Here is a 19,588-nt window from a genome sequence, read left to right as displayed (position 1 = left end):
GGACCTCGGCAGCACGCTTTACGGCTCGAACCGTGAGTATATGCGCGTTTTCCTCTATTCGCTGCTAAACAAACATATCGTCCTGTTTGCCGAAATAGGGCCAAGCCCCGTCCGACAAGGCTTTCGTGCCGATGCCCTATGTCTTAAGACAGATGTCTTATAGATGACTTGCCACAGAAACAGTGCAAAAATTTGTTAATGCGAATCATATGCATTAACATCCGTAAGCTTCGCAATCTGGACCATCCGTTCAATCACAACTCGCTCGACCGAAGCCGTCGGGGCCAATCCCGGCGCGCGAAGGCTTCGTCACGCCCAATTCAAACAACATGCAGAATTTCTTTGTCGCCAGCCGGCGCGCTCGCCCGGCCTTCATGCGCGGCCCGCGCCGGACTCCGTCGCTTCTCAGTGCAGGCCTGTTCGTCAGCGTCGGTATGTCGCTGTCCACGTTGTCGACCTCGGGATGGGCGCAGGCTGCGGCCAGCGACGCCTCGACCACCTTGCCGGCCGTCAGCGTGAGCGCCGCCAAAGACACCACCGTGGCGCAGGCCGATACCGTCAGCGCCGGCGCACTCGGTACGCGCAAGGCGGTGGACACGCCGTTCTCGACGCACACGGTGACGAGCGACGAAGCCAAAGACCTGTTCGCGACGACGTCGAACGATCTGTTCAAGTACGACCCCGCCGTGGCGGTGAGCAGCGACAACGCGATTTCCGAAAACTCGCTGTTCCAGGTGCGCGGCATGCCGATCGACACGTTGAACAGCATCAAGGTGGACGGCCAGACCTTTCCCTCATGGGACACCGACCTCTCGCTCGAGCCGTTCGAGCAGGTGGAATTGCTCAAGGGCCTGTCGGGCTTCATGTACGGCTTCGGCTCGCCGGGCGGTATCGTCAATTACGTGCTCAAGCGTCCGACCGACACGCCGTACCGCAGCATCACGGTGGGCTATCGCTCGGCCGGCGTGTTCACCGAAGCCGTGGACCTGGGCGGCCGTTTCGGCAACGACGACCGCTTCGGCTACCGCCTGAACCTCGTCAACGAAGACGGCAATACGGCCGAACTGAACGGCCACATCCGCCGTCAGGTCGCCTCGCTCGCGCTCGACTTCCGCATCACGCCCGACCTGACGTGGACGGTCGACGCGTTCTATCAGAAGCGCAAAACCAACGGCACGCTGTTCGGCCTCGGTTTCGGCAGCGGCCTCGGCATTCCCGACGCCAGCACCATCTCGCACGCGCTCACGCAGCCGCAAAACTACTACCAGACCGAAATGGCTTCGTTCGGCACGGGGCTGGATTACCGTCTTTCCGAGAACTGGCACGCCAGCGTGAAGTACCGTTTCGCGAAAGAAAACCGCACCAACTCGGACAGTTTCCTGTACGTGAGCGACGCCGCCGGCAACTACTCGAACACGCTCTATGCGGCACTGACGCGCTACTTCTATCAGAACGTCGACGCGATGGTGCAAGGCAAGTTCAACACCGGCAGCATCAAACACGACGTCGTGGTGGGCGCGAGCTATCAGACGCAAAACGCCGAATACAGCAACGCCACCGGCTGGAACGACGGCTATTTCCTCGGCAACGGCAATCTGTACAACAGCACGCTGCTGACCAACGACGAAGTCAGCGTGGGCGAAGATCTGTACCGCCAGCGCCTCATCACGCAAGCCGCCGTGTACGCGAGCGACACCGTGGAACTGACCTCGCGTCTGTCGGCGCTGGTCGGCGTGCGCTACACGCAATTCCGTCAGCACCAGTACGATCCGGACGGCACCGTGGCCTCGCAATACAGCGCCAATCCGGTCACGCCGACCTTCGCGTTGATGTTCAAGACCGATCCGTATTCGACGGTCTACGCGAGCTATGTGCAGTCGCTCGAACAGGGCGGCGCGGCGGGCAACACCAACGTCAACTATCCGCAGACGTTCGGACCGTTACGCAGCACGCAGTATGAAATCGGCTACAAGACCGACCACGCCAAGTGGGGCGCCAACCTCGCGCTGTTCCGCGTCGATCAGGGCTACAACTACACCAACCTGCAAAACGTCTTCGTGCAGGACGGCACCAAGCGCTACACGGGCATCGACGCCAGCGGCTGGCTCGCGTTGACCAACGAATGGCGCGTGATGGGCGGCATGATGTGGCTCGACACGAAGGCGGTCGACATCGACGATCCGAGCATCGAAGGCAAGCGCATTTACGGCGCGCCGCGCTTCACGTTCACGGGCCGCGTGGAATACAACCCGTCGTATCTGCGTGCGCTCACGCTGGCATTCGGCGGCAAGTACGTCGGCAATCAGGCGGTGGATGCGGCCAACACGCAGTTCGTGCCGGCTTACGCCACGTTCGACTTGAGCGGCCGCTATGAAACGAAAATCGCCGGCAAGGACGTGACCTTCCGCGCGGGCGTGAACAACCTGTTCAATCGTCGTTACTGGACGACTGCATGGGGCTCGTTCGTCTCGCCGTCGGCGACGCGTACGGCAGTGGCCAGCGCCACGATGCAGTTCTGATCCGCACTACGCATCGAGCGGGACGCCCGGCGTGGGCGTCCCGAGCATCGCGGGAATCTCGGCGGCGAGCGCGTCGATCGCATAACGCGTTTTCAAGGCCAGATAACGACTCTTCGGCCACACCGCATGAACTTCCTGCAACGGCCGGAAGCAGTTCTCCATGACCGCCACGAGTTGACCCGTTTGCACATAACGCGTCAGCAGCCAGCACGGCAACCACGCCAGTCCGAAGCCCGCGATCGCGGCATCCACGATTCCCTGCACGTCGTCGAAACAAAGCTGCGGCTCGACCTCGGCGCGACGAATCTGCCCGTGCACATCGACCACGTCCCACGGTTGCGGTGCGCCCGCACGCGTATAAGCGACGCTCGCGTGGCCGCGCAATTCGTCGACGGTGCGCGGCGTGCCGTGCCGCGCGAGATACGCGGGCGCCGCGCCGATGCTGCCGTATTGCACGCCCAGCCGACGCGCCGCGAGACTCGCGCTATCGCCGAGCGGACCAATGCGCACGACCAGATCGAAACCCTCTTCCACGACATCGACGAAACGATCCGTGATCGAAATGTCGACCTTCAGTTGCGGATGCCGACGCGCCAGTCCGAGCAGCACCGGCGCCACGCAGTGATGGCCGAACGCCTGCGGCACGCTCACCCGCAAACGCCCCTGCGGTTCGCGCCGCCCTGACTCCAGATCCGCTTCGGCCGCCTCGAGTTCGGCGAGCGCGCGCACGCAGCGGTCGTAATACGCCTGGCCGTCTTCGGTCAGGCTCTGGCTGCGCGTGGTGCGATTGATGAGCCGCACGCCGAGACGCTTCTCCAGCCGCACGATCACTTTGCCGACCGCCGAGCGCGTCAGGTTCAAGCGCTCGGCCGCCAACGCAAAACTGCCGGTTTCGACCACGCGCACGAAGGTCGCAACGCCGTCCAGGATGTCGCTCATATTGCCCGCCGGTTGGGTTTCTGATTGTCGTTGCTGATTGGCGCCTATGAGGACTCATTCATTGGAATAAGTCTCGCCAATGGGGCCGAGAATTCCCCCTATATTACACAGTCCCGAATGGCGAAAGCCATCGACTCTCAGGTGACGTCCATGTCCAAACCCCGGAGCGCATCCCAGACAGCGCCCAGCCGTTTTCCGATCAGCAAAAACACGCTCGCGTTGGGCGCGGTGTGCCTCGCCTCGCTGATGTTCGGCCTCGAAATCTCCAGCGTGCCGGTGATCCTGCCAACGCTCGAACGCGTGCTGCACGGCGACTTCAAGAGCATGCAGTGGATCATGAACGCCTACACGCTCGCCGTGACCACGGTGCTGATGGCGACCGGCACGCTCGCCGACCGCTTCGGCCGTCGCCGCATCTTCGTCGCGGGCATCGCCCTGTTCGGCATCACGTCGCTGATCTGCGGTCTTGCGCAGAGCGTGCCGACGCTGATCGTCGGCCGCTTGCTGCAAGGCGCGAGCGGCGGAGCGATGCTGATCTGCCAGGTCGCCGTGCTCTCGCACCAGTTCAACGAAGGCGCCGAACGTGCTCGCGCATTTAGCGCGTGGGGCATCATTCTCGGCATCGGGTTGGGCTTCGGGCCGATCATCGGTGGCGCGATCGTGGCGGTGTCGGGCTGGCAATGGGTGTTCTGGATTCACGCGTTGCTCGCCGTCGTCACGCTCGCGCTCACGTTCGGCGGCGTGCGCGAGTCGCGCGATCCGCACGCGCACACGCTCGACGTGGCGGGCATCGTCACGCTGTCGCTCGCGGTGTTCGGTCTCGTGTACTTCATCACGCAGGCTGCGGATTTCGGCTTCACGAGTCCGCGCGCAATTTTTATTGTCGTGGCGACGCTGCTCGCCTGCGCGGCCTTCTGGTGCGCCGAGCGCTTCAGCTCGCGGCCGATGTTCGATTTTTCGGTCTTCAGGATTCCGCAGTTTTCGGGCGCGCTGATGGGCTCGGCCGGCATGAACTTCAGCTTCTGGCCGTTCATGATCTACATTCCGATCTATTTCCAGATCGGCCTCGGCTACGACAGCGTGAGCGCGGGCATCGCGCTGCTCGCCTACACCTTGCCGACCCTGCTGTTTCCGCCGCTCGGCGAACGGCTGATCCTGCGTTACGGCCCCGGCATTGCGATTCCCGCCGGCCTGTTCACGATCGGCCTCGGCTTCATGCTAATGAAACTCGGCAGCAGCGTCGCGCATCCGAATGCCCTCACGATGCTGCCCGGCTGCTTTCTCGCGGGCGCGGGTCTGGGCCTGACTAACACGCCCGTCACCAACACAACCACCGGCGCCGTGCCGACCGATCGCGCGGGCATGGCCTCCGGCATCGACATGAGCGCGCGCATGATTACGCTGGCGATCAACATTGCGTTGATGGGCGCGATTCTGATCGGCGGCATTCTGTTCAATCTGAAGGCGCGCTTGCCGGTGACAGTCGACCGCGCGTTGCTCGGCCGACTCGCCGAAAAAATCGCGGCGGGCGATGTCGAAGCTGTCCGCCAGGGCATCCCCGCGCTCGCCACGCTCGATCCTTCTGGCGCAGCGGTTCACGCCGCGTTGATGGCCGGCTTCGGCTGGGTGATGGTGTACGGCGGCGTCGGCGTATGGGCGCTGGCCGCGCTCAGTTTCGCGATTTCGGGCCGCGCGTCGAGAAAATGGCGACGCGGCGACGCAACGTGCGATGTGCGATTGGACGCGTCACGCACGTCGACCTGAATGCGGCGTGTGCTGTCGCCGGCGTTACGCGCTGCGCGCCTGGGCGTGCGTTCCTGGCGACGTCGAACATCGCGTCGGTGCCGGCCATCGTCACCAAGTTAAATTAGTCATCCGTATCATTTTAAATTCGCAACACCATTCAACCACGCTGCGCAATCATGGCAATCCCTGCATGCGTTGCGCCTTATTTGTTGATCGCGCCACTTGACACTTTGCGGCACGCGTCATAAAGTGCGCTTGCAGATCTAGATAAGAGACTATCTGTAAGATGGTCTCTTGCGCGCTAACGGAATGCAACGCGCGGATCGCACGATGCGGAGTTCTTCCGCATACACAGTCGTGATCTGCACCGCGAACAGCAACGGCCTCTTACAGAAAAACTAAAGGAGACCGATTGTGCAAACGATCGCGATTAAGATTCGTGGCATCGACGATGTCATTTCATACATCGACTCATGTTCCGGCATTCCCGGTCGAGCAGGCCTCATCTGGTGGCTCGCGCTCGGCGGACTGTTTCTGGATGCATTCTCCAATTCCGCATTAAGCGCGGGCCTCGGGCCGATGACGCGCGACCTTCATCTGGGCGCGCCGCAGATCGCGCTCATGACGTCGTTTGCGTCGTGGGTCGCCATTGCGTTCAATCCGATCGGCGGCTGGATGGCTGATCGCTGGGGACGTATTCGTCCACTCGTGCTCGCCAAATTTCTCGCCGTGATCGGCGCCGTGCTGGTGGTATTCGCGCCGGGCTTCGAAGTCATTCTGGCCGGCCGCTTTTTCGTGGGCATGGCGTACGGCATCGACTTCGCGATCGCCATGGCGATGCTCGCGGAATTCACGCCCGTCAAGCTCAAGAGCCGCCTCAATGCCTGGCAGGGCATGTGGTACACGGCCGTCTGTTCCAACCTGTTGCTCGCGCTGCTGTTTCATTCGTGGCAGGTCGGCGATTCGATCTGGCGATACTCGGTCGCGGCAACCGCCGTGTTCGGCCTCGCGATTCTCGTGCTGCAACTGGTGTTCCTCGTCGAAAGCCCGATCTGGCTCGCGCGTAAGGAGCGCCTGCCGGAAGCGGCCACTGCCATGAGCCGCATCTATGGTCGCGCATTCGCGGCGGCGCCCGTCGAAGAACGCGTGCCTGTGCTGAATCAGGCAAGGCGCGGACTCGCGAACGTCGCGCTGATCTTTCGCGGCGTCTATCTGCCGCGCACCATTCTCGCCGCCACCGTTCAGATCGGACAATCCATCCAGTACTTCGGGATCGGCTGGTATCTGCCGCTGATCAGCGCGACGCTGTTCGGCAAGGACTTCGTCTACGCCACGCTCGGCGCCTTGCTCTTCAACGTGTTCGGCATTCTGGGCGGCTTCATGTCGCCCGTCATCGGCAAGCGCTTCGGCTTGCGGCGCGCTTCCGCGTTCGGCTTTGCCGCGGTGTTCGCGATGCTGCTCCTGCTCGGCCTGTACGGTTCGAAGATGCCGCTCTGGCTCGCCGTCATCGTGCCTTCGCTATTCATTCTGTTTCATTCGTCGGGGCCTGGTGCGAATGGCAAGAGCCTGTCCTCGCTGTCGTTTCGCAGCGAGATTCGCGCCGGCGCGAACGGTGTCATCGGTGCGCTCGGCTCGATCGGCGCGGCGCTTGGGTTGCTGGTCTTTCCGCTGTTTCGCGAGCGTTACGGCCTCGATCACACCTTCCTGATTCTCGCCATCGTGCCGCTCGTCGCCAGCGTGATCTGCTTCGTCATCAAGTGGGACCCGACCCGCACCACCATCACGCCCGACAACGAACCCGGCGCGCCGCACTTCAAGGACGACGCGTCCGAGGCATCCGTATTCATGAACCCCGCCATCGAGAAATCCCAGCGATGATTCGCCATCGAAAAGTCATCCTCGCCATCGACGAAGGCACGTCCGGCACGCGCGCGGCAACGGTCGACGCCGACGGGCAGGTGTCCTGTCTGCACTATCAGGCGCTGGCCGTCGACAGCCCACGTCCGGGCGTGGTCGAACAGGACGCCAACGTCATTCTCGACAAGACGATTGCCGTCTGCCGCGCGACGCTCGCGCAGGCGGCCAGCGAACAACTCGAGATCGCCGCGCTGGCCATCGCCACGCAACGCGCCACGGCCGTGCTGTGGGACACGCAAACCGGCCGTGCCCTCGTGCCCGCGATGGTCTGGCAGGACACGCGTCACGCGAACGAACTGCACGAACTCGCGGCGCAATGGGACCGCACGCTCATCGCCCGCGTGGGGCGTCCCGCCGGCGTGCGCTCGCCCTACCTGTGGGCCGTCCATCATCTGCGCACGACACCCGCCGTGACGCAGGCGTATCGCGAACGGCGCCTCGCATTCGGCACCATCGACACGTGGCTGCTGTGGCATCTCTCCAGCGAACGCGCGTGCGTGACGACGCCCACCAACGCCACCTCGGCGAGCGCCTATCTGCTCGACGAGCACCGCTACTGCCTCGACTGGATCGACGCACTCGGCTTTCCACGCGAACTGCTGCCCGAACTGCGTCAGGACGCCGACGATTTCGGCCGCACGCGCGCCGACGTGCTCGGCATCGACGTCCCGATTCTCGCCTGTGCGGGCGATCAACTCGCGGGCGCGGTCGGCCTCGGCTGCCTCGATCGCGGTCAGTCGATGTGCGTGCACGGCACCGGCAGCTTCGTCGATCTGCTGGTCGGATCGCACGTGCCGGCCGTCACGGAAGCCGCGCACGACGGCACGCTGACGATGACCGCGCGCCGCCAGCACGGCGTCTCGCACTTTTCGCTCGAAACCTTCGTGGCGACCACCGGCTCCGCGCTCAACTGGATCTGCGAAAAACTGCGCTGGTTCGACCATCCCGCGCAGATCAGCGCGCTTGCCGCCACGGTCGATTCGGCGCGCGGCGTCACGTTTTTACCCGCACTCACCGGACTGCGTGTGCCGCAATTGCAACCGAACGCGCGCGCGTCGCTCAGCGGCATTTCGATTGCCACGACGCAGGCCGAGATTGCGTACGCGATTCTCGAGGGCGTCGCGCAGTCGGTGGCCCTGTGCATCGACGCGAACCAGCAGATCGGCGGTATCGACGCGTCCGAACTCGTCGTCGGCGGCGGCCTGTCCGGCAGCGACACGCTGCTGCAGATTCAGGCCGATCTAAGCGGTATGCCGGTGCGCCGCATGCACGAAAGCGACCGCTCGAGTCTGCGCGGCATCGCGTTTCTCGCCGGGTCGTCCGGCTTGCTGTGGGACTCGCTGCAACACGCACGCTCGACCACCGTCACCGACGCGGTGTTCCTGCCGACGGCATCCGCCGACGCGCGCGCCAAACGGCGCGCCATGTGGCATTCGAGAGTGGAAGCGGAACTCGCTCACGCAAGTGCATTCGATAACGGTTGTGGGGACTAGTCCATGTTGTTTATTCCATCCAGAAAGGCCTCGAAGGATCGCGCCGAAATGACGGGCACCGAGCCTTTGCGCATGGTGCGCAGCGAGCAGCTGGACCGGCTCGGCAGCGAGCCGTTCGATATCGTGATCGTGGGCGGCGGCGTCACCGGCGTGTACGCGGCGCTCGACGCCAGCTTGCGCGGCTATCGCGTGGCGCTGCTCGAAAAAAACGATTTCGCGTCGGGCACGTCGTCGAAGTCTTCGAAAATGGTGCATGGCGGCCTGCGCTATATCGAGCAGGGCAATCTCGGTCTCGTGCGTCACTCGCTGCTCGAACGCCAACGTCTACGCCGCAACGCGCGGCATCTCGTGCAACGTCTGCCGTTTCTGTTTCCCGTCATGGAGAAAGACGGCGTATTCGACAAGCGTCTCGCGAAGGCCTTCGAAAGTCTGCTCTGGACTTACGACATCGCGGGCGGCTGGCGCGAAGGTATCCTGCATCAGAAGCTGAGCAAGGCGGAAGTGCTGTCGCACTGCCCCACGTTCAACGACGAAAACCTCACCGGCGGCTTCATGTATTTCGATGCCCGCGTCGACGATGCACGCCTCACGCTGAATCTGGCGCGCACGGCAGCGTTTCACGGCGCGGCCGTGGTGAATCACGCGAAGGTGGTCGAGATCACGCGCGACGGTCATGGCAGTGTCGACGGCGTGATCGTGCAGGCCGACGAGCGCGAAATACGCGTGCGCGCCGGTGTGGTGGTGATGGCCACGGGCGTCTGGCTGCGCGACTGGAACGGCCGCAAGAAAGACGACACCGGCGGCTTGCAGATTCGTCCCGCGAAAGGCGTGCACGTAGCCATTCCCTGGTTGAAGATTCGCAACGACTGCACCGTGACGATTCCCGTGCCGGGGCGCAACCGTCGCGCCACCATCACACGCTGGGGCAACGTCTCCTATCTCGGCACCACCGACGAAGACTATCGAGGCAATCTCGACGACGTCTGCTGCACGCGTCGGGAACTCGACTTCCTGCTCGAAGGCGCGCGCTTCGCGCTGAAGACCGACCTGCAGGCCGAAGACGTGGTCGGCAGCATTGCCGGTTGCCGTCCCCTAGTCGGGCCGCCCGGTGGAAAAACGCTGGAAATGAAGCGCAATCATGAAATTCACACCGCGCCCGATGGGCTCGTGACGATCGTCGGCGGCAAGCTCACCACCTCGCGCCACATGGCCGAGCAGACCATCGACGCCGCGCAGAAAGTGATCGGCAAGCGCGCGAAGTGCCGCACGAAATCGGCCTATCTGCTGGGCGCGGCGGGCTACGACTCGCAGGCGATCGTCGCCTCGGGCGGCTTGTCCGCGCAGCTGGGCGAACGCTACGGCACGGAAGCGCGCTTCGTCACCGACATTCTCGAACGCGACCCGGCCCTGCTCGCGCCGATCGTCGAAGGATTGCCTTATACCGAAGCCGAAATCGTCTACGCCGCGCGCCACGAACTTGCGCACAGCGTCGACGACGTGCTGTCGCGCCGCATCCGTGCACGACTGATGGCACGCGATGCATCGGCGCGCGCCGCCAAACGAGTGGGCGAAATTTTACAGACGGAGCTCGGCTTGTCCGCAGCGGTCGTCGCACAGCAGGTGAGCGACTACGTCGCCGCCGTCGAACATGAAAAGTCTGTTCTTATGGGAGAAACCGAATGATCAGCAAGGAAGCAATCAAGCGCGGCTATAACCGTGGCAACTACGTGGTCGGCGCGCACACACCGCCGGCTTACGCTGCCACGATCAAGGAGACCGGCAGCGAAGCCGGTCTGCAACGCGATCCTGTCACTGTCGGCGCGCAGGAGATCGACGCGTTGCGCGCCGTCGCCGACCAAGTCCTCACGCTGACGCCGGACGTGGTGGCCTGGACGCGCGACTGGTGGGCCGCCTCGATGGTGAGCGAGACCGGCGGCAAGCCGGCCACGCCGCACGCCGTGATCGTGCGCGTGTCGAAGGTCGAGCAGATTCAGGCCGTGATGCGCATCGCCGACGCGGCGTCGATTCCGGTCACGGTGTCCGCGGGACGCAGCAACGTGACGGGCGCGGCGTTACCGGTGCGCGGCGGCATCGTGCTCGACGTGTGCGAGTTGAACCGCTTCATCGGCTTCGACCGCGAGAGCCAGATCGTCGAAGTGGAAGCGGGCATGTTCGGCGATATCTTCGAGCAGACCATCCAGCGCGACTACGGCATGACGATGGGTCACTGGCCGTCCTCGTACGCGATCAGCACAGTGGGCGGCTGGGTGGCGTGCCGTGGCGCGGGACAATTGTCCACGCGTTACGGCAAGATCGAAGACATGGTGTTCGGCATGGACGTGGTGCTCGCGGACGGTCGCCTCATCAGCGTGGGCGGCTATTCGCGCGCGGCGCTCGGCCCGGATCTGCAGCAGCTTTTTATCGGCTCGGAAGGCACGCTCGGCGTGATCGTGCGGGTACGTTTCAAGCTGCATCGCCTGCCGGATTACGGCCGCGCCATCGCCTACGGCTTCAGGACTTTCGCGATCGGCCTCGAAGCCTGCCGCCAGATCATGCAGCAAGGCGCCAATCCGGCCGCGCTGCGCCTCTATGACGAACTCGAAAGCGGCGTGCAGTTCGGCTTGCCGGAATCGAACGTGCTGCTCGTCGCCGACGAAGGTCCGCGTGAAATCGTCGAGGCCGTACTCGCGATCAGCGAGCGTGTCTGCGCGGAACTCGGCGAGAAGCTCGACGACGAGGCGATCTTCGAAAAGTGGCTGGATACGCGTTACCTCACGGGCAAAAGCGCCGAAGGCTTCAAGCGCAGCCCCGGCTTCGTCGCCGACACGCTGGAGATGGCCGGCCCGTGGAAAGACCTGCCCGCGATCTACGACGACGTCGTCAAGGCGATCAACTCGGTGCCCGGCACGCTCGCGGGCTCCGCGCATCAGTCGCATGCCTACGTGGACGGCGCGTGCCTGTATTTCTCGCTGCGCGGCGAAGTGGAAGTCGAGCAGCGCGCGAAGTGGTATCGCGCCGCCTGGGACGCGGCCAACGCGGTACTCATCCAATACAATGCAGCGCTGAGCCATCACCATGGTGTCGGCCTGTTGCGCGCGCCGTATATGAGCGAATCGCTCGGTGACGCGTTTGCGGTTCTGCAGGCCGTCAAGCGCACCCTCGACCCGAAGAACATTCTCAATCCAGGCAAGCTCGGGCTGACCGACGAGCAAGCTCACCACGCAAAGCAGTAATACATGGACAAGTCACTTGGGGCGCGCCTCACGCGCCATCCGGTCATTGCGACGCTGTACGGCGTCGAGCAGATCGACACGTTTCTGGAGAGCGCGGCCGAAGTGTCGATCGTCGCGAACGTCGAGTTGCGCAAACTGCATCCGGTGGTGGCCACCCTGACCAAAGCCGGCAAGTACGTGATCGTCAATATCGACAGTTGCGACGGGCTTTCGCAGGACAAGGGCGGCGTTGAGTATCTCGCGGACATCGGCGTGACGAGCCTCGTCTCGACCCGGGTGGCGACTATCCAGCGCGGCAATCGGGCCGGTCTCGTCACGATGCAGAAGGTGTTCGTGACGGACCGCTCGACCTGGCCGCGCAGCATGAAGGCGCTGGAACAAAGCGATCCGAATCTGGTACAACTGATGCCTGCACCGATGCTTTCACATCTGTCGAAACAGGACCGCAAGGCATTGCCGCCGATCGTCGCATCGGGCTTCGTCTGCAACAAGGGCGACGTATTCGAGGCGCTGAAAAACGGCGCCGTCGCGGTATCGACCAGCGACAGCGAATTGTGGAATCTCGATCCCGAACGTTGAAGTCACCTTTTTGCTGGAGTAATTCATGGCTCAGGCTTATCTGCAGGTCATCGCGCACTACTACGCCAAACCCGGCAACGGCGACGCCATCGTGCAGCCGCTCACGGAACTCGCGGCGGCCACCCGTGCGGAACCGAAAAACGTTTACTACGAATTTTTCCGTTCCCCACTGAACCAGGATCACTTCGTGATTCTGGAGCAATATACCGATGCCGACGGTCTTGCCGTGCATCGCGAAACCGAGCACTTCCAGCGTCTCGGTTTCGGCACGATCATTCCGCTGCTCGACCGGCGCGAGGTGACGAGCCATATGGTGCCCGGAGACACAGCATGACGAACGCATTCCGCTTCCAGACCGTGCCGACCCTGGTGGTCGAGTTCGGCGCGGCACGCCGCCTCGGCGCATTGCTGCGCGCGCAGTTTCCGTCGCTCGCACGCGTGTGCGTCGTGACCGACGGCTTTCTGCACAGAAGCGGTCTGCTGCAGCCGGCGCTCGCCGACCTCGCCGCGCATGGCTGGAACACCACGGTCATCGACGACGTGATCGCCGATCCGCCCGAACATATCGTGCTCGAAGCCACCGCGCGTGCGCGTGAGGCCGGCGCGGAACTCGTGCTGGGGCTAGGCGGCGGCTCGTCGATGGACGTGGCAAAACTGCTGGCCGTACTCGCACCGCAGCAGGAACAGTCGCTCGGCGAGATGTACGGCGTGAACAAGGTCAGCGTGGCACGCCTGCCGCTCGTGCAGATGCCCACCACGGCCGGCACGGGCTCCGAGGTGACGGCCGTGTCCATCGTGACGGTGGGCGAAGCTAAAAAAATGGGCGTGGTCGCGCCGCAGCTGATTGCCGATCTGGCGATTCTCGACGCGGAACTCACACTCGGCTTGCCGGTTGCCGCAACCGCGGCCACCGGCATCGATGCCATGGTGCACGCCATCGAGGCGTACACGTCGGCGCATCTGAAGAATCCCGTCTCCGACATGCTGGCCGTCAAGGCGCTCGAACTGCTCTCGCGCAATCTTTTGCCTGCTTGCGAGAACGGTCAGGATCGTGCCGCCCGCGAGGCGATGCTGCTCGGCGCAACGTTCGCCGGCCAGGCCTTTGCCAATTCGCCGGTGGCCGCGGTGCACGCGCTCGCGTATCCGATCGGCGGCATTTATCACGTGCCGCACGGTCTGTCGAATGCACTGGTGCTGCCGCACGTGTTGCGCTTTAACGCCGAATCCGCGTCGCACCTCTACGCGGAACTCGCGGACGTGATCGTGCCCGGCGCGACGGGCAGCGCGGAAAGCCGCACGCAGGCGCTAATCGAACGGATCGAACAGATGATTGCGGCCACCGCGATTCCGGCGCGGCTGCGCGACGTCGGCATCGAGCACGGCGGTCTCGAACGGATGGCGAGCGACGCGATGCTGCAAACACGGCTGCTCGTGAACAATCCACGGCCGGTGAGCGAAGCCGACGCGCTGGCCATTTACAGCGCTGCGTTCTGAAGTGAGAAAGCCGCTGCCCGGCGCGGCGGCTTCTCGAGCCGGGTTCGGTCCCGGCCTCCTCCTGTTGTAAACGCGATGGGATAGCGAAGCACGCTTGCTCGTGCTGTCCGCTTCATCGCGCCATCCTTTCTTCACCGAGTTTTTTGCGGTCGCCGTTTGAATCGCGCGGAAGCTTCAACCCTGTTCTTGCTGCCGTAACGTGCCATACGCGTTACGTAGCATACGCACGGAACACGGTTTGAGCAGCATTGAAATAATCGCGTTTTTTTAACATTTAAATTTATTTTTATTCAATTTTTAAGAGACTAATGCCGATTAATTAGATAGATGCGATCTATCTCACGCTGGCGCACAACTTGCACACATGGACCCGCCAATAGCCATTCCTAACGGGGACCATCATGAAAAAAATCGCCAGCCGAACAGCCGTCGCCGCTGCCACTCTCACCTTGCTCGCGCTCTACGGCTGTGGATCGACGCTGCATGTGCCCACCACGGTGGGCGATGGCGGACTGGGCGGAACATCCGGATCCGGGACATCGGGCTCGTCCGGTACTTCCGGGTCGTCGTCAGGTTCGTCGTCGGGTTCATCTTCCGGTTCGTCGTCGGGCTCGTCGTCCGGTTCATCGTCGGGCTCGTCTTCCGGTTCTTCGTCGGGTTCGTCTTCCGGTTCTTCGTCGGGTTCGTCGTCCGGCTCATCGTCAGGCTCGTCGTCCGGTTCGTCTTCCGGTTCGTCCTCCGGCTCATCGTCGGGTTCGTCCTCCGGCTCGTCGTCGGGTTCGTCGAGCTCCGGCACGTCGGGCGTTTCGTCGACGCCGATCGGCACCGTCGTCACCCAGGCGAGCAACCTCGTCACCGCGGTCGGCACGACGGTCTCCGACACGGGCAGCAAGATCGGCGGCACGTCGATTCCTGGTGTCAACAGCGCGACGACCACCAACCTCGGCGCGGCCGTCACCGACCTCGGCAACGGCGTTCAGGTGCTCGGCAACGGTGCGGCGGCAGGTCTCGGCACCTTGGGCACCTCGGCCAATCCGCTCGGACCGACCCTCACGTCCACCTCGGGTCTCGTGAAGAACACGGGCTCGGCCGTGTCCGCGGTCGGCGGCGTGGTGACCAGCCTCGGCAGCGGTCCGCTCGCGCCGCTCGCCCCGGTGACGTCGGCACTCGGCGGTGCAGTCGATACGGTCGGCAAGGGTGTGGTCGCCGTGGGTTCGGGCCTGAATACCGCGCTCACGAGCGCACCGGTCCAGCAGATCGAAACGCAACTGAGTTCGGCGATCAACCCGATCACCACCACCATCTCGAACACGACCCAAACCATCGGCAACACCACCGGTCTGGGCTCGCCGCTCAACACGCTGCTCAGCACGCTCGGCAACGGCATCGACGCAGCCGGCGTCAAGGTCTCCGGCGCGACCGGCGACCAGGTCGGCAAGGACGTCGGCGGCGTGGTCAGCCAGTTGGGCAAGACGGTCACGAGCACCGGCGGCCTCTTCACCGGCGCGACCACCAACCCGCTCGCGCCGATCACGGGCCTGCTCGGACCGCTCGGCTCGCTCGGCGGCGGCACGGGTAGCGGCGGCGTCGCCATCCCGCCGTTGACGGGACTGCTCGGCAACCTCGGTTCGCTCGGCGGCTCCAGCGGCACGGGCACGGGCGCGGCAGGCGGCCTCGGCACGCTGCTGACACCGCTCACCGGTCTGCTCGGCAAGGCCGGTTCGCTCGGCGGCACGTCGGGTTCGGGCAACCCGCTCGCGCCGGTCACCACTGTCGTCGGCACGCTCACCGGCACGTTGACTACCGTCGTCAGCGGCGCGGCCTCGCAAGGCTCGACGGCCGGCAACCCGGTCACGGGTCTCATCAGCGGCCTGACCGGCGGCACGACCAGCACCGGCACCGGTTCGGCCGGCAAGAATCCGCTGGCTCCCGTGACGAGCCTCGTCGGCGGATTGCTGGGCGGCGTGACGAGCGGCGTGAGCGGCAAGTAAGCAGTCGATCGGCGGCACGTGAACGTGCAAGCGGGCGGTCAGTGAGCGGCATCCAAGCGTCGGTTGCGCCAGGTGTGATCTGCGAATGAGCCGCCAGCGAGCCGCCACGACGCATGCAGAACGCGGCCTGTGCCGCGAATCGGCGACACGCCGATGCAGCAATCAGGCGCGGCGGCCGGGCACAAAAAAATCAGAAGCCCGGCCGCCTTCAATGTCATGACGACGAGGCTGACATGAATTCCACGATCCATAGCGTCGCGCAGGTGCAGGACCCACGGCCCGCGTCGGCGACACCGTTTTCGGTTGGCCTCTTCGGCATCGCCGCGGGACTGCTGACCCTCTGGCTGCTGCGCGACAGCAGCACGATGAACGGCGCGGCGCGCAGCACGGCCGCCTGCCTCGCGATCATCGCGACCATCGCCATCTACGAGCTGTTCGTGGCGCGCGTGTATCTGCGCCCGAGCGCGGGACTCGCCGGCAATGCGGCGCGGCCGCTGAACATCGCGCGCGTCGCGTTGCGGCTCACCGCGCTGGCTTCGGTGTACGGCGCAATCAGTTTGCTTTACTGGCTGTTGCCGGAGTATCACGGCGCGTTCTACAACCCGTTCTGGAATCTGATCGCGACACTCGCGCCATTTCTGCTGGTGGCGACACCGTTCTACTTCGCGTGGATGGACACCCATCAACGCGACGTGGACGACGCCTATCTGCAATGGGGACGCCTGCTGTTACGCGGCGAGCGGCCGGCCAACTGGCGCCCGATTCGCGAAATGCTGGCCGCCTGGATGGTGAAGGCATTTTTCCTGCCGCTGATGATCGCCTATCTCTCCACCGACGCGGATCATCTGGGCGCCTCGCTGGCGAACGCACTGAATGCGCCGTTCTCGCTGTCCACGTTCCGCTTCATGTACGACCTCTCGTACACGATGGATCTGATGTTCGGCACGGTCGGCTATCTCTGCACGCTGCGCATTCTCGATAGCCACGTGCGCAGCGCAGAGCCGACCACGCTCGGCTGGCTGGTCGCGCTGATCTGCTATCAGCCGTTCTGGTCGTTGATCTCGAGTCAGTACATCCATTACGAAGGTTCGATGTTCTGGGACAACTGGCTGATTTCGATGCCCGTTCTTCGCATCGTCTGGGGCACGGTCATCATCGCGCTGCTGATCTGCTACGCGCTCTCGACGATCTCGTTCGGCCTGCGTTTTTCGAACCTGACCAACCGCGGCATCATCACGTCGGGACCGTATCGCTTCACCAAGCATCCCGCCTATATCGCCAAGAATCTGTCGTACTGGATGATCTCGGTGCCGTTCATCGAACCGCTCGGCTGGAAACTGGCGCTCGCCCATTGCGCGGCCCTGATCGCGGTGAATCTGCTGTACTTTCTGCGCGCGAAAACCGAAGAGCGGCATCTGATGAACGATCCCGACTATCGGGCCTACGCCGAGTGGATCGCGCGTAACGGCATCTTCGCCAGGCTCACGCGGAGCGTCCGGTGAGACGCATCGAACGGCATGCACGGCACGACCTTGCGTCGCGCCGTGCTTCTGTTTTTATTTCTTTTTTTGCTTTACTTCGTCGAGCGGCCCGCGAACAAAGTCGCGAGGTCCGCGTTGGCACGCGGGAAGGCGAAACCCTGCACGAGCAGATCGGGCCACGCGCGCAGCCACTGCAACTGCGCTTCGGTTTCGACGCCGCTCACTACCACGCGCACGTCGAGCGCGCGCAACATGTCGAGCAAGGCGGTCATCACGACGCAGGCGCGCGGATCGCGCGGCACCGACGCCATCAACTCGCGCGCGACACCGACAGTGTCCACGTCGAGCACCCCGAGCATGGCCAGCGACGACGCACCGTTGCCCCAGTTGCCGATCGAAATGCCGACACCTGCATCGCGCAAACCGGCCGTCAACGTACGCAGCGAAAGCAGACGCGCGGCGTCCGCGCTGTCGGCGACTTCGATGTCGATCAGCGTGGCCGGCACGCCGTATTCGCGTGCCAGTCGCATCAACTCTGTCGCGAACGCATCGAGAATTGCGATCGGCGCCGGCACGGTGATCGCGATGGGTTGCACCGGCAATCCTGCCGCCAGGCAATCGCGCAACTCGCGGCACACGCCCTCGACCACGAAGGTTGCTACCTCGAGTGCAACCTCGGCGTCGTCGATCGGCATCAGAAAGATGCCGGGCAACAAAAGGCCGTATTCCGGATGCGTCCAGCGGACTTGCGCCTCTACGCGCGCAAGTGTGCTGTCGTTCGCGCGATACGTCCCCTGAAACACGAGATGAAATTCGCCTGCGCGCAGGCCGTCGCGAACACGCGTTTCGAGGTCGCTCAACGGCACGGCGTTGTTGTCGTGAGCATCGTTGGCTCCAACGGCCCAGTCGGCGCACAAGGCAGTGTTGCCGAGCGTCCTGGCGAGCGAGAGCGTTTTGTCATAGTCGAGCGTGTGCATGGCGTCAATTTCTGTTTAAGCGCACATAGGTATGCACAGGTCGTGCCAGTCAAAACTGCCGAATGCCACCAAACGCAGTGTTGCGCCACTAAACCTTGCACACAATGCGGTTCGCGGATCGATTCGAACACTCGACGAAACAATTTGTGTCGTCAAACGTTTGCGAACATGCGGACGTTACGTAGCGTCGAACAGGGCGTTACGTTGCGTGATTCATGGCGCATAAACTAATTTGGACTAACTAGTACGAACGTTCGTGGTGAAAACTAAGATTCGCCGCGCGAGCAGAAAAACCCATGAAATAAGCACTATTTACCGTGTCGCATAGCAACACGAATATTTGACCGAGATTAAAAGTTTCACTAAAGTGTCGGCAGAACTGCAGCGAAGACTGCCGAGTGTCTTCCACAATTTCTGAGAGTCGCAGATGTTAGCCATTCCACTGAGTGATGCCGATTGGGCTCGTGTCCAGAGCCTCTTTCCCGATGTTCAATCTACCCGCGGCCGACCACGCCGGAGCGACCGCGAGATTCTCAATGCGATCTTGTGGCTACAGCAGCGAAACGAGAAGTGGCACCGATTGCCCGCCACTTTTCCGCCGCAGCAGACCTGTTATCTGCGCTACATGACGTGGAAAAAATCGGGGGTGCTGGAACAGGTGAACGAGCGCTTACCTGTTTGCGACGTCGAGGTCGAAGCAGCAACCTGCTGAAGCGCGACTGCTTCGGAGGCCGTACCGAAACACCCATAAAAAAAAGCGCCGAAGCGCCCTTTTTTCTCGCTGCGCCGCACCAGAATGCTAGGTGCAGTGCAGCATAAAATTGTCGACCGGTTCGGCGATCAGTCTCGCGCGACGAGTTCGCCAATCTGCCCACGGCCAGTCACGAGACAACTCGACAGGAAATTTTCGCCCTGGCTGCTCGCGGCCATATCGCCGAAACCTTTCTTCAGCGCGTCGAGTTTAGTCAGCTGCGCGCCTTTCTGGCACGTTATCGTCCCCATCTCGCCTGCTTGCGCGCGCATGAGCGCCCTATCCGCCAGCAGATAGCCCAGCAAAAGCACCACGGCAATATTGAACACTTGTCGCATGGTTCGTCTCCTGTTTTGAACAGACTAACGCGAACCATGGAAGGGTGGATGCTAGGGGTTTCCCGATTTTCCGCCAGAGCTAGTACGAACCCCAGGTGTCGACTTCGCAGCGCGCCGCCGGCGCGCCACG

The 19,588-nt window shown here is 63.3% G+C and carries 15 protein-coding genes; 12 read left to right on the top strand and 3 right to left on the bottom strand.

What is annotated here, in order from left to right; all coding sequences use genetic code 11:
* Positions 1-329: 329 nt before the first annotated feature.
* Positions 330-2,519: a TonB-dependent siderophore receptor gene (locus tag P3T18_RS12000; RefSeq protein WP_429300149.1), complete on the top strand. Its 2,190-nt coding sequence runs from the start codon at positions 330-332 to the stop codon at positions 2,517-2,519.
* A gap of 6 nt (positions 2,520-2,525) precedes the next feature.
* Here P3T18_RS12000 and P3T18_RS11995 read toward each other — a convergent pair whose 3' ends face one another.
* On the bottom strand, positions 2,526-3,458 hold the full coding sequence (locus P3T18_RS11995) for a LysR family transcriptional regulator (protein WP_429300148.1): 933 nt from the start codon (positions 3,456-3,458) through the stop codon (positions 2,526-2,528).
* 150 nt (positions 3,459-3,608) lie between these two features.
* On the opposite strand from P3T18_RS11995, the gene P3T18_RS11990 reads away from it, so the two are divergent.
* The 10 genes from P3T18_RS11990 (at position 3,609) to P3T18_RS11945 (ending at position 17,413) form a co-directional block, all read left to right on the top strand.
* The gene (locus P3T18_RS11990; protein ID WP_429300147.1) at positions 3,609-5,222 is read left to right on the top strand and encodes an MFS transporter; all 1,614 of its coding nucleotides are present in this window, start codon (positions 3,609-3,611) and stop codon (positions 5,220-5,222) included.
* Between the two features lie 396 nt (positions 5,223-5,618).
* On the top strand, positions 5,619-7,082 hold the full coding sequence (locus P3T18_RS11985) for an MFS transporter (RefSeq protein ID WP_429300146.1): 1,464 nt from the start codon (positions 5,619-5,621) through the stop codon (positions 7,080-7,082).
* Positions 7,079-8,614: an FGGY family carbohydrate kinase gene (locus P3T18_RS11980; RefSeq protein ID WP_429300145.1), complete on the top strand. Its 1,536-nt coding sequence runs from the start codon at positions 7,079-7,081 to the stop codon at positions 8,612-8,614. Before P3T18_RS11985 ends, P3T18_RS11980 begins: the two co-directional genes overlap by 4 nt.
* A gap of 3 nt (positions 8,615-8,617) precedes the next feature.
* Positions 8,618-10,297 carry a glycerol-3-phosphate dehydrogenase/oxidase gene (locus P3T18_RS11975; protein WP_429300144.1) on the top strand — a complete coding sequence of 560 codons (1,680 nt, stop codon included), beginning with the start codon at positions 8,618-8,620 and terminating at the stop codon, positions 10,295-10,297.
* On the top strand, positions 10,294-11,847 hold the full coding sequence (locus P3T18_RS11970; RefSeq protein ID WP_429300143.1) for an FAD-binding oxidoreductase: 1,554 nt from the start codon (positions 10,294-10,296) through the stop codon (positions 11,845-11,847). Before P3T18_RS11975 ends, P3T18_RS11970 begins: the two co-directional genes overlap by 4 nt.
* 3 nt (positions 11,848-11,850) lie before the next feature.
* The gene (locus P3T18_RS11965; protein WP_429300142.1) at positions 11,851-12,426 is read left to right on the top strand and encodes a glycerol-3-phosphate responsive antiterminator; all 576 of its coding nucleotides are present in this window, start codon (positions 11,851-11,853) and stop codon (positions 12,424-12,426) included.
* Positions 12,427-12,451: 25 nt separating this feature from the next.
* Complete coding sequence (locus P3T18_RS11960; RefSeq protein WP_429300141.1) at positions 12,452-12,760, top strand: putative quinol monooxygenase; 309 nt, start codon at positions 12,452-12,454, stop codon at positions 12,758-12,760.
* Positions 12,757-13,920 carry an iron-containing alcohol dehydrogenase gene (locus tag P3T18_RS11955; protein ID WP_429300140.1) on the top strand — a complete coding sequence of 388 codons (1,164 nt, stop codon included), beginning with the start codon at positions 12,757-12,759 and terminating at the stop codon, positions 13,918-13,920. The genes P3T18_RS11960 and P3T18_RS11955 overlap by 4 nt, the downstream gene beginning before the upstream one ends.
* Positions 13,921-14,321: 401 nt before the next feature.
* Positions 14,322-15,911, top strand: coding sequence for a collagen-like triple helix repeat-containing protein (locus P3T18_RS11950; protein WP_429300139.1), 1,590 nt, complete (start codon positions 14,322-14,324; stop codon positions 15,909-15,911).
* Positions 15,912-16,144: 233 nt separating this feature from the next.
* Positions 16,145-17,413, top strand: coding sequence for an isoprenylcysteine carboxylmethyltransferase family protein (locus P3T18_RS11945; protein WP_429300138.1), 1,269 nt, complete (start codon positions 16,145-16,147; stop codon positions 17,411-17,413).
* 71 nt (positions 17,414-17,484) lie between these two features.
* On the opposite strand, the gene P3T18_RS11940 is transcribed toward P3T18_RS11945, so the two are convergent.
* Positions 17,485-18,369: an EAL domain-containing protein gene (locus P3T18_RS11940; protein WP_429300137.1), complete on the bottom strand. Its 885-nt coding sequence runs from the start codon at positions 18,367-18,369 to the stop codon at positions 17,485-17,487.
* A 427-nt stretch (positions 18,370-18,796) separates the two neighbouring features.
* Here P3T18_RS11940 and P3T18_RS11935 point away from each other — a divergent pair, with 427 nt between their 5' ends.
* Positions 18,797-19,081 (top strand): transposase, encoded by a 285-nt coding sequence (locus tag P3T18_RS11935; protein ID WP_429300136.1) that lies wholly within the window; start codon positions 18,797-18,799, stop codon positions 19,079-19,081.
* Between the two features lie 128 nt (positions 19,082-19,209).
* Here the strand turns inward: P3T18_RS11935 and P3T18_RS11930 are convergent, their stop codons facing one another.
* Positions 19,210-19,458 carry a hypothetical protein gene (locus P3T18_RS11930; RefSeq protein ID WP_429300135.1) on the bottom strand — a complete coding sequence of 83 codons (249 nt, stop codon included), beginning with the start codon at positions 19,456-19,458 and terminating at the stop codon, positions 19,210-19,212.
* Positions 19,459-19,588: the final 130 nt, after the last annotated feature.

The sequence above is a fragment of the Paraburkholderia sp. GAS199 genome (assembly GCF_050436585.1).
GTDB lineage: Bacteria > Pseudomonadota > Gammaproteobacteria > Burkholderiales > Burkholderiaceae > Paraburkholderia.
This window is presented reverse-complemented; position numbering and strand designations above follow the sequence as displayed.

Excerpts from the sequence above, each read along its gene's own strand:
- P3T18_RS11975 (WP_429300144.1), top strand. The coding sequence starts at position 8,618 with ATGTTGTTTATTCCATCCAGAAAGGCCTCGAAGGATCGCGCCGAAATG.
- P3T18_RS11960 (WP_429300141.1), top strand. The coding sequence starts at position 12,452 with ATGGCTCAGGCTTATCTGCAGGTCATCGCGCACTACTACGCCAAACCC.
- P3T18_RS11995 (WP_429300148.1), bottom strand. The coding sequence starts at position 3,458 with ATGAGCGACATCCTGGACGGCGTTGCGACCTTCGTGCGCGTGGTCGAA.
- P3T18_RS11955 (WP_429300140.1), top strand. The coding sequence starts at position 12,757 with ATGACGAACGCATTCCGCTTCCAGACCGTGCCGACCCTGGTGGTCGAG.
- P3T18_RS11970 (WP_429300143.1), top strand. The coding sequence starts at position 10,294 with ATGATCAGCAAGGAAGCAATCAAGCGCGGCTATAACCGTGGCAACTAC.
- P3T18_RS11945 (WP_429300138.1), top strand. The coding sequence starts at position 16,145 with ATGAATTCCACGATCCATAGCGTCGCGCAGGTGCAGGACCCACGGCCC.
- P3T18_RS11950 (WP_429300139.1), top strand. The coding sequence starts at position 14,322 with ATGAAAAAAATCGCCAGCCGAACAGCCGTCGCCGCTGCCACTCTCACC.
- P3T18_RS11935 (WP_429300136.1), top strand. The coding sequence starts at position 18,797 with ATGTTAGCCATTCCACTGAGTGATGCCGATTGGGCTCGTGTCCAGAGC.
- P3T18_RS11965 (WP_429300142.1), top strand. The coding sequence starts at position 11,851 with ATGGACAAGTCACTTGGGGCGCGCCTCACGCGCCATCCGGTCATTGCG.
- P3T18_RS11930 (WP_429300135.1), bottom strand. The coding sequence starts at position 19,458 with ATGCGACAAGTGTTCAATATTGCCGTGGTGCTTTTGCTGGGCTATCTG.
- P3T18_RS11990 (WP_429300147.1), top strand. The coding sequence starts at position 3,609 with ATGTCCAAACCCCGGAGCGCATCCCAGACAGCGCCCAGCCGTTTTCCG.
- P3T18_RS11980 (WP_429300145.1), top strand. The coding sequence starts at position 7,079 with ATGATTCGCCATCGAAAAGTCATCCTCGCCATCGACGAAGGCACGTCC.
- P3T18_RS11940 (WP_429300137.1), bottom strand. The coding sequence starts at position 18,369 with ATGCACACGCTCGACTATGACAAAACGCTCTCGCTCGCCAGGACGCTC.
- P3T18_RS12000 (WP_429300149.1), top strand. The coding sequence starts at position 330 with ATGCAGAATTTCTTTGTCGCCAGCCGGCGCGCTCGCCCGGCCTTCATG.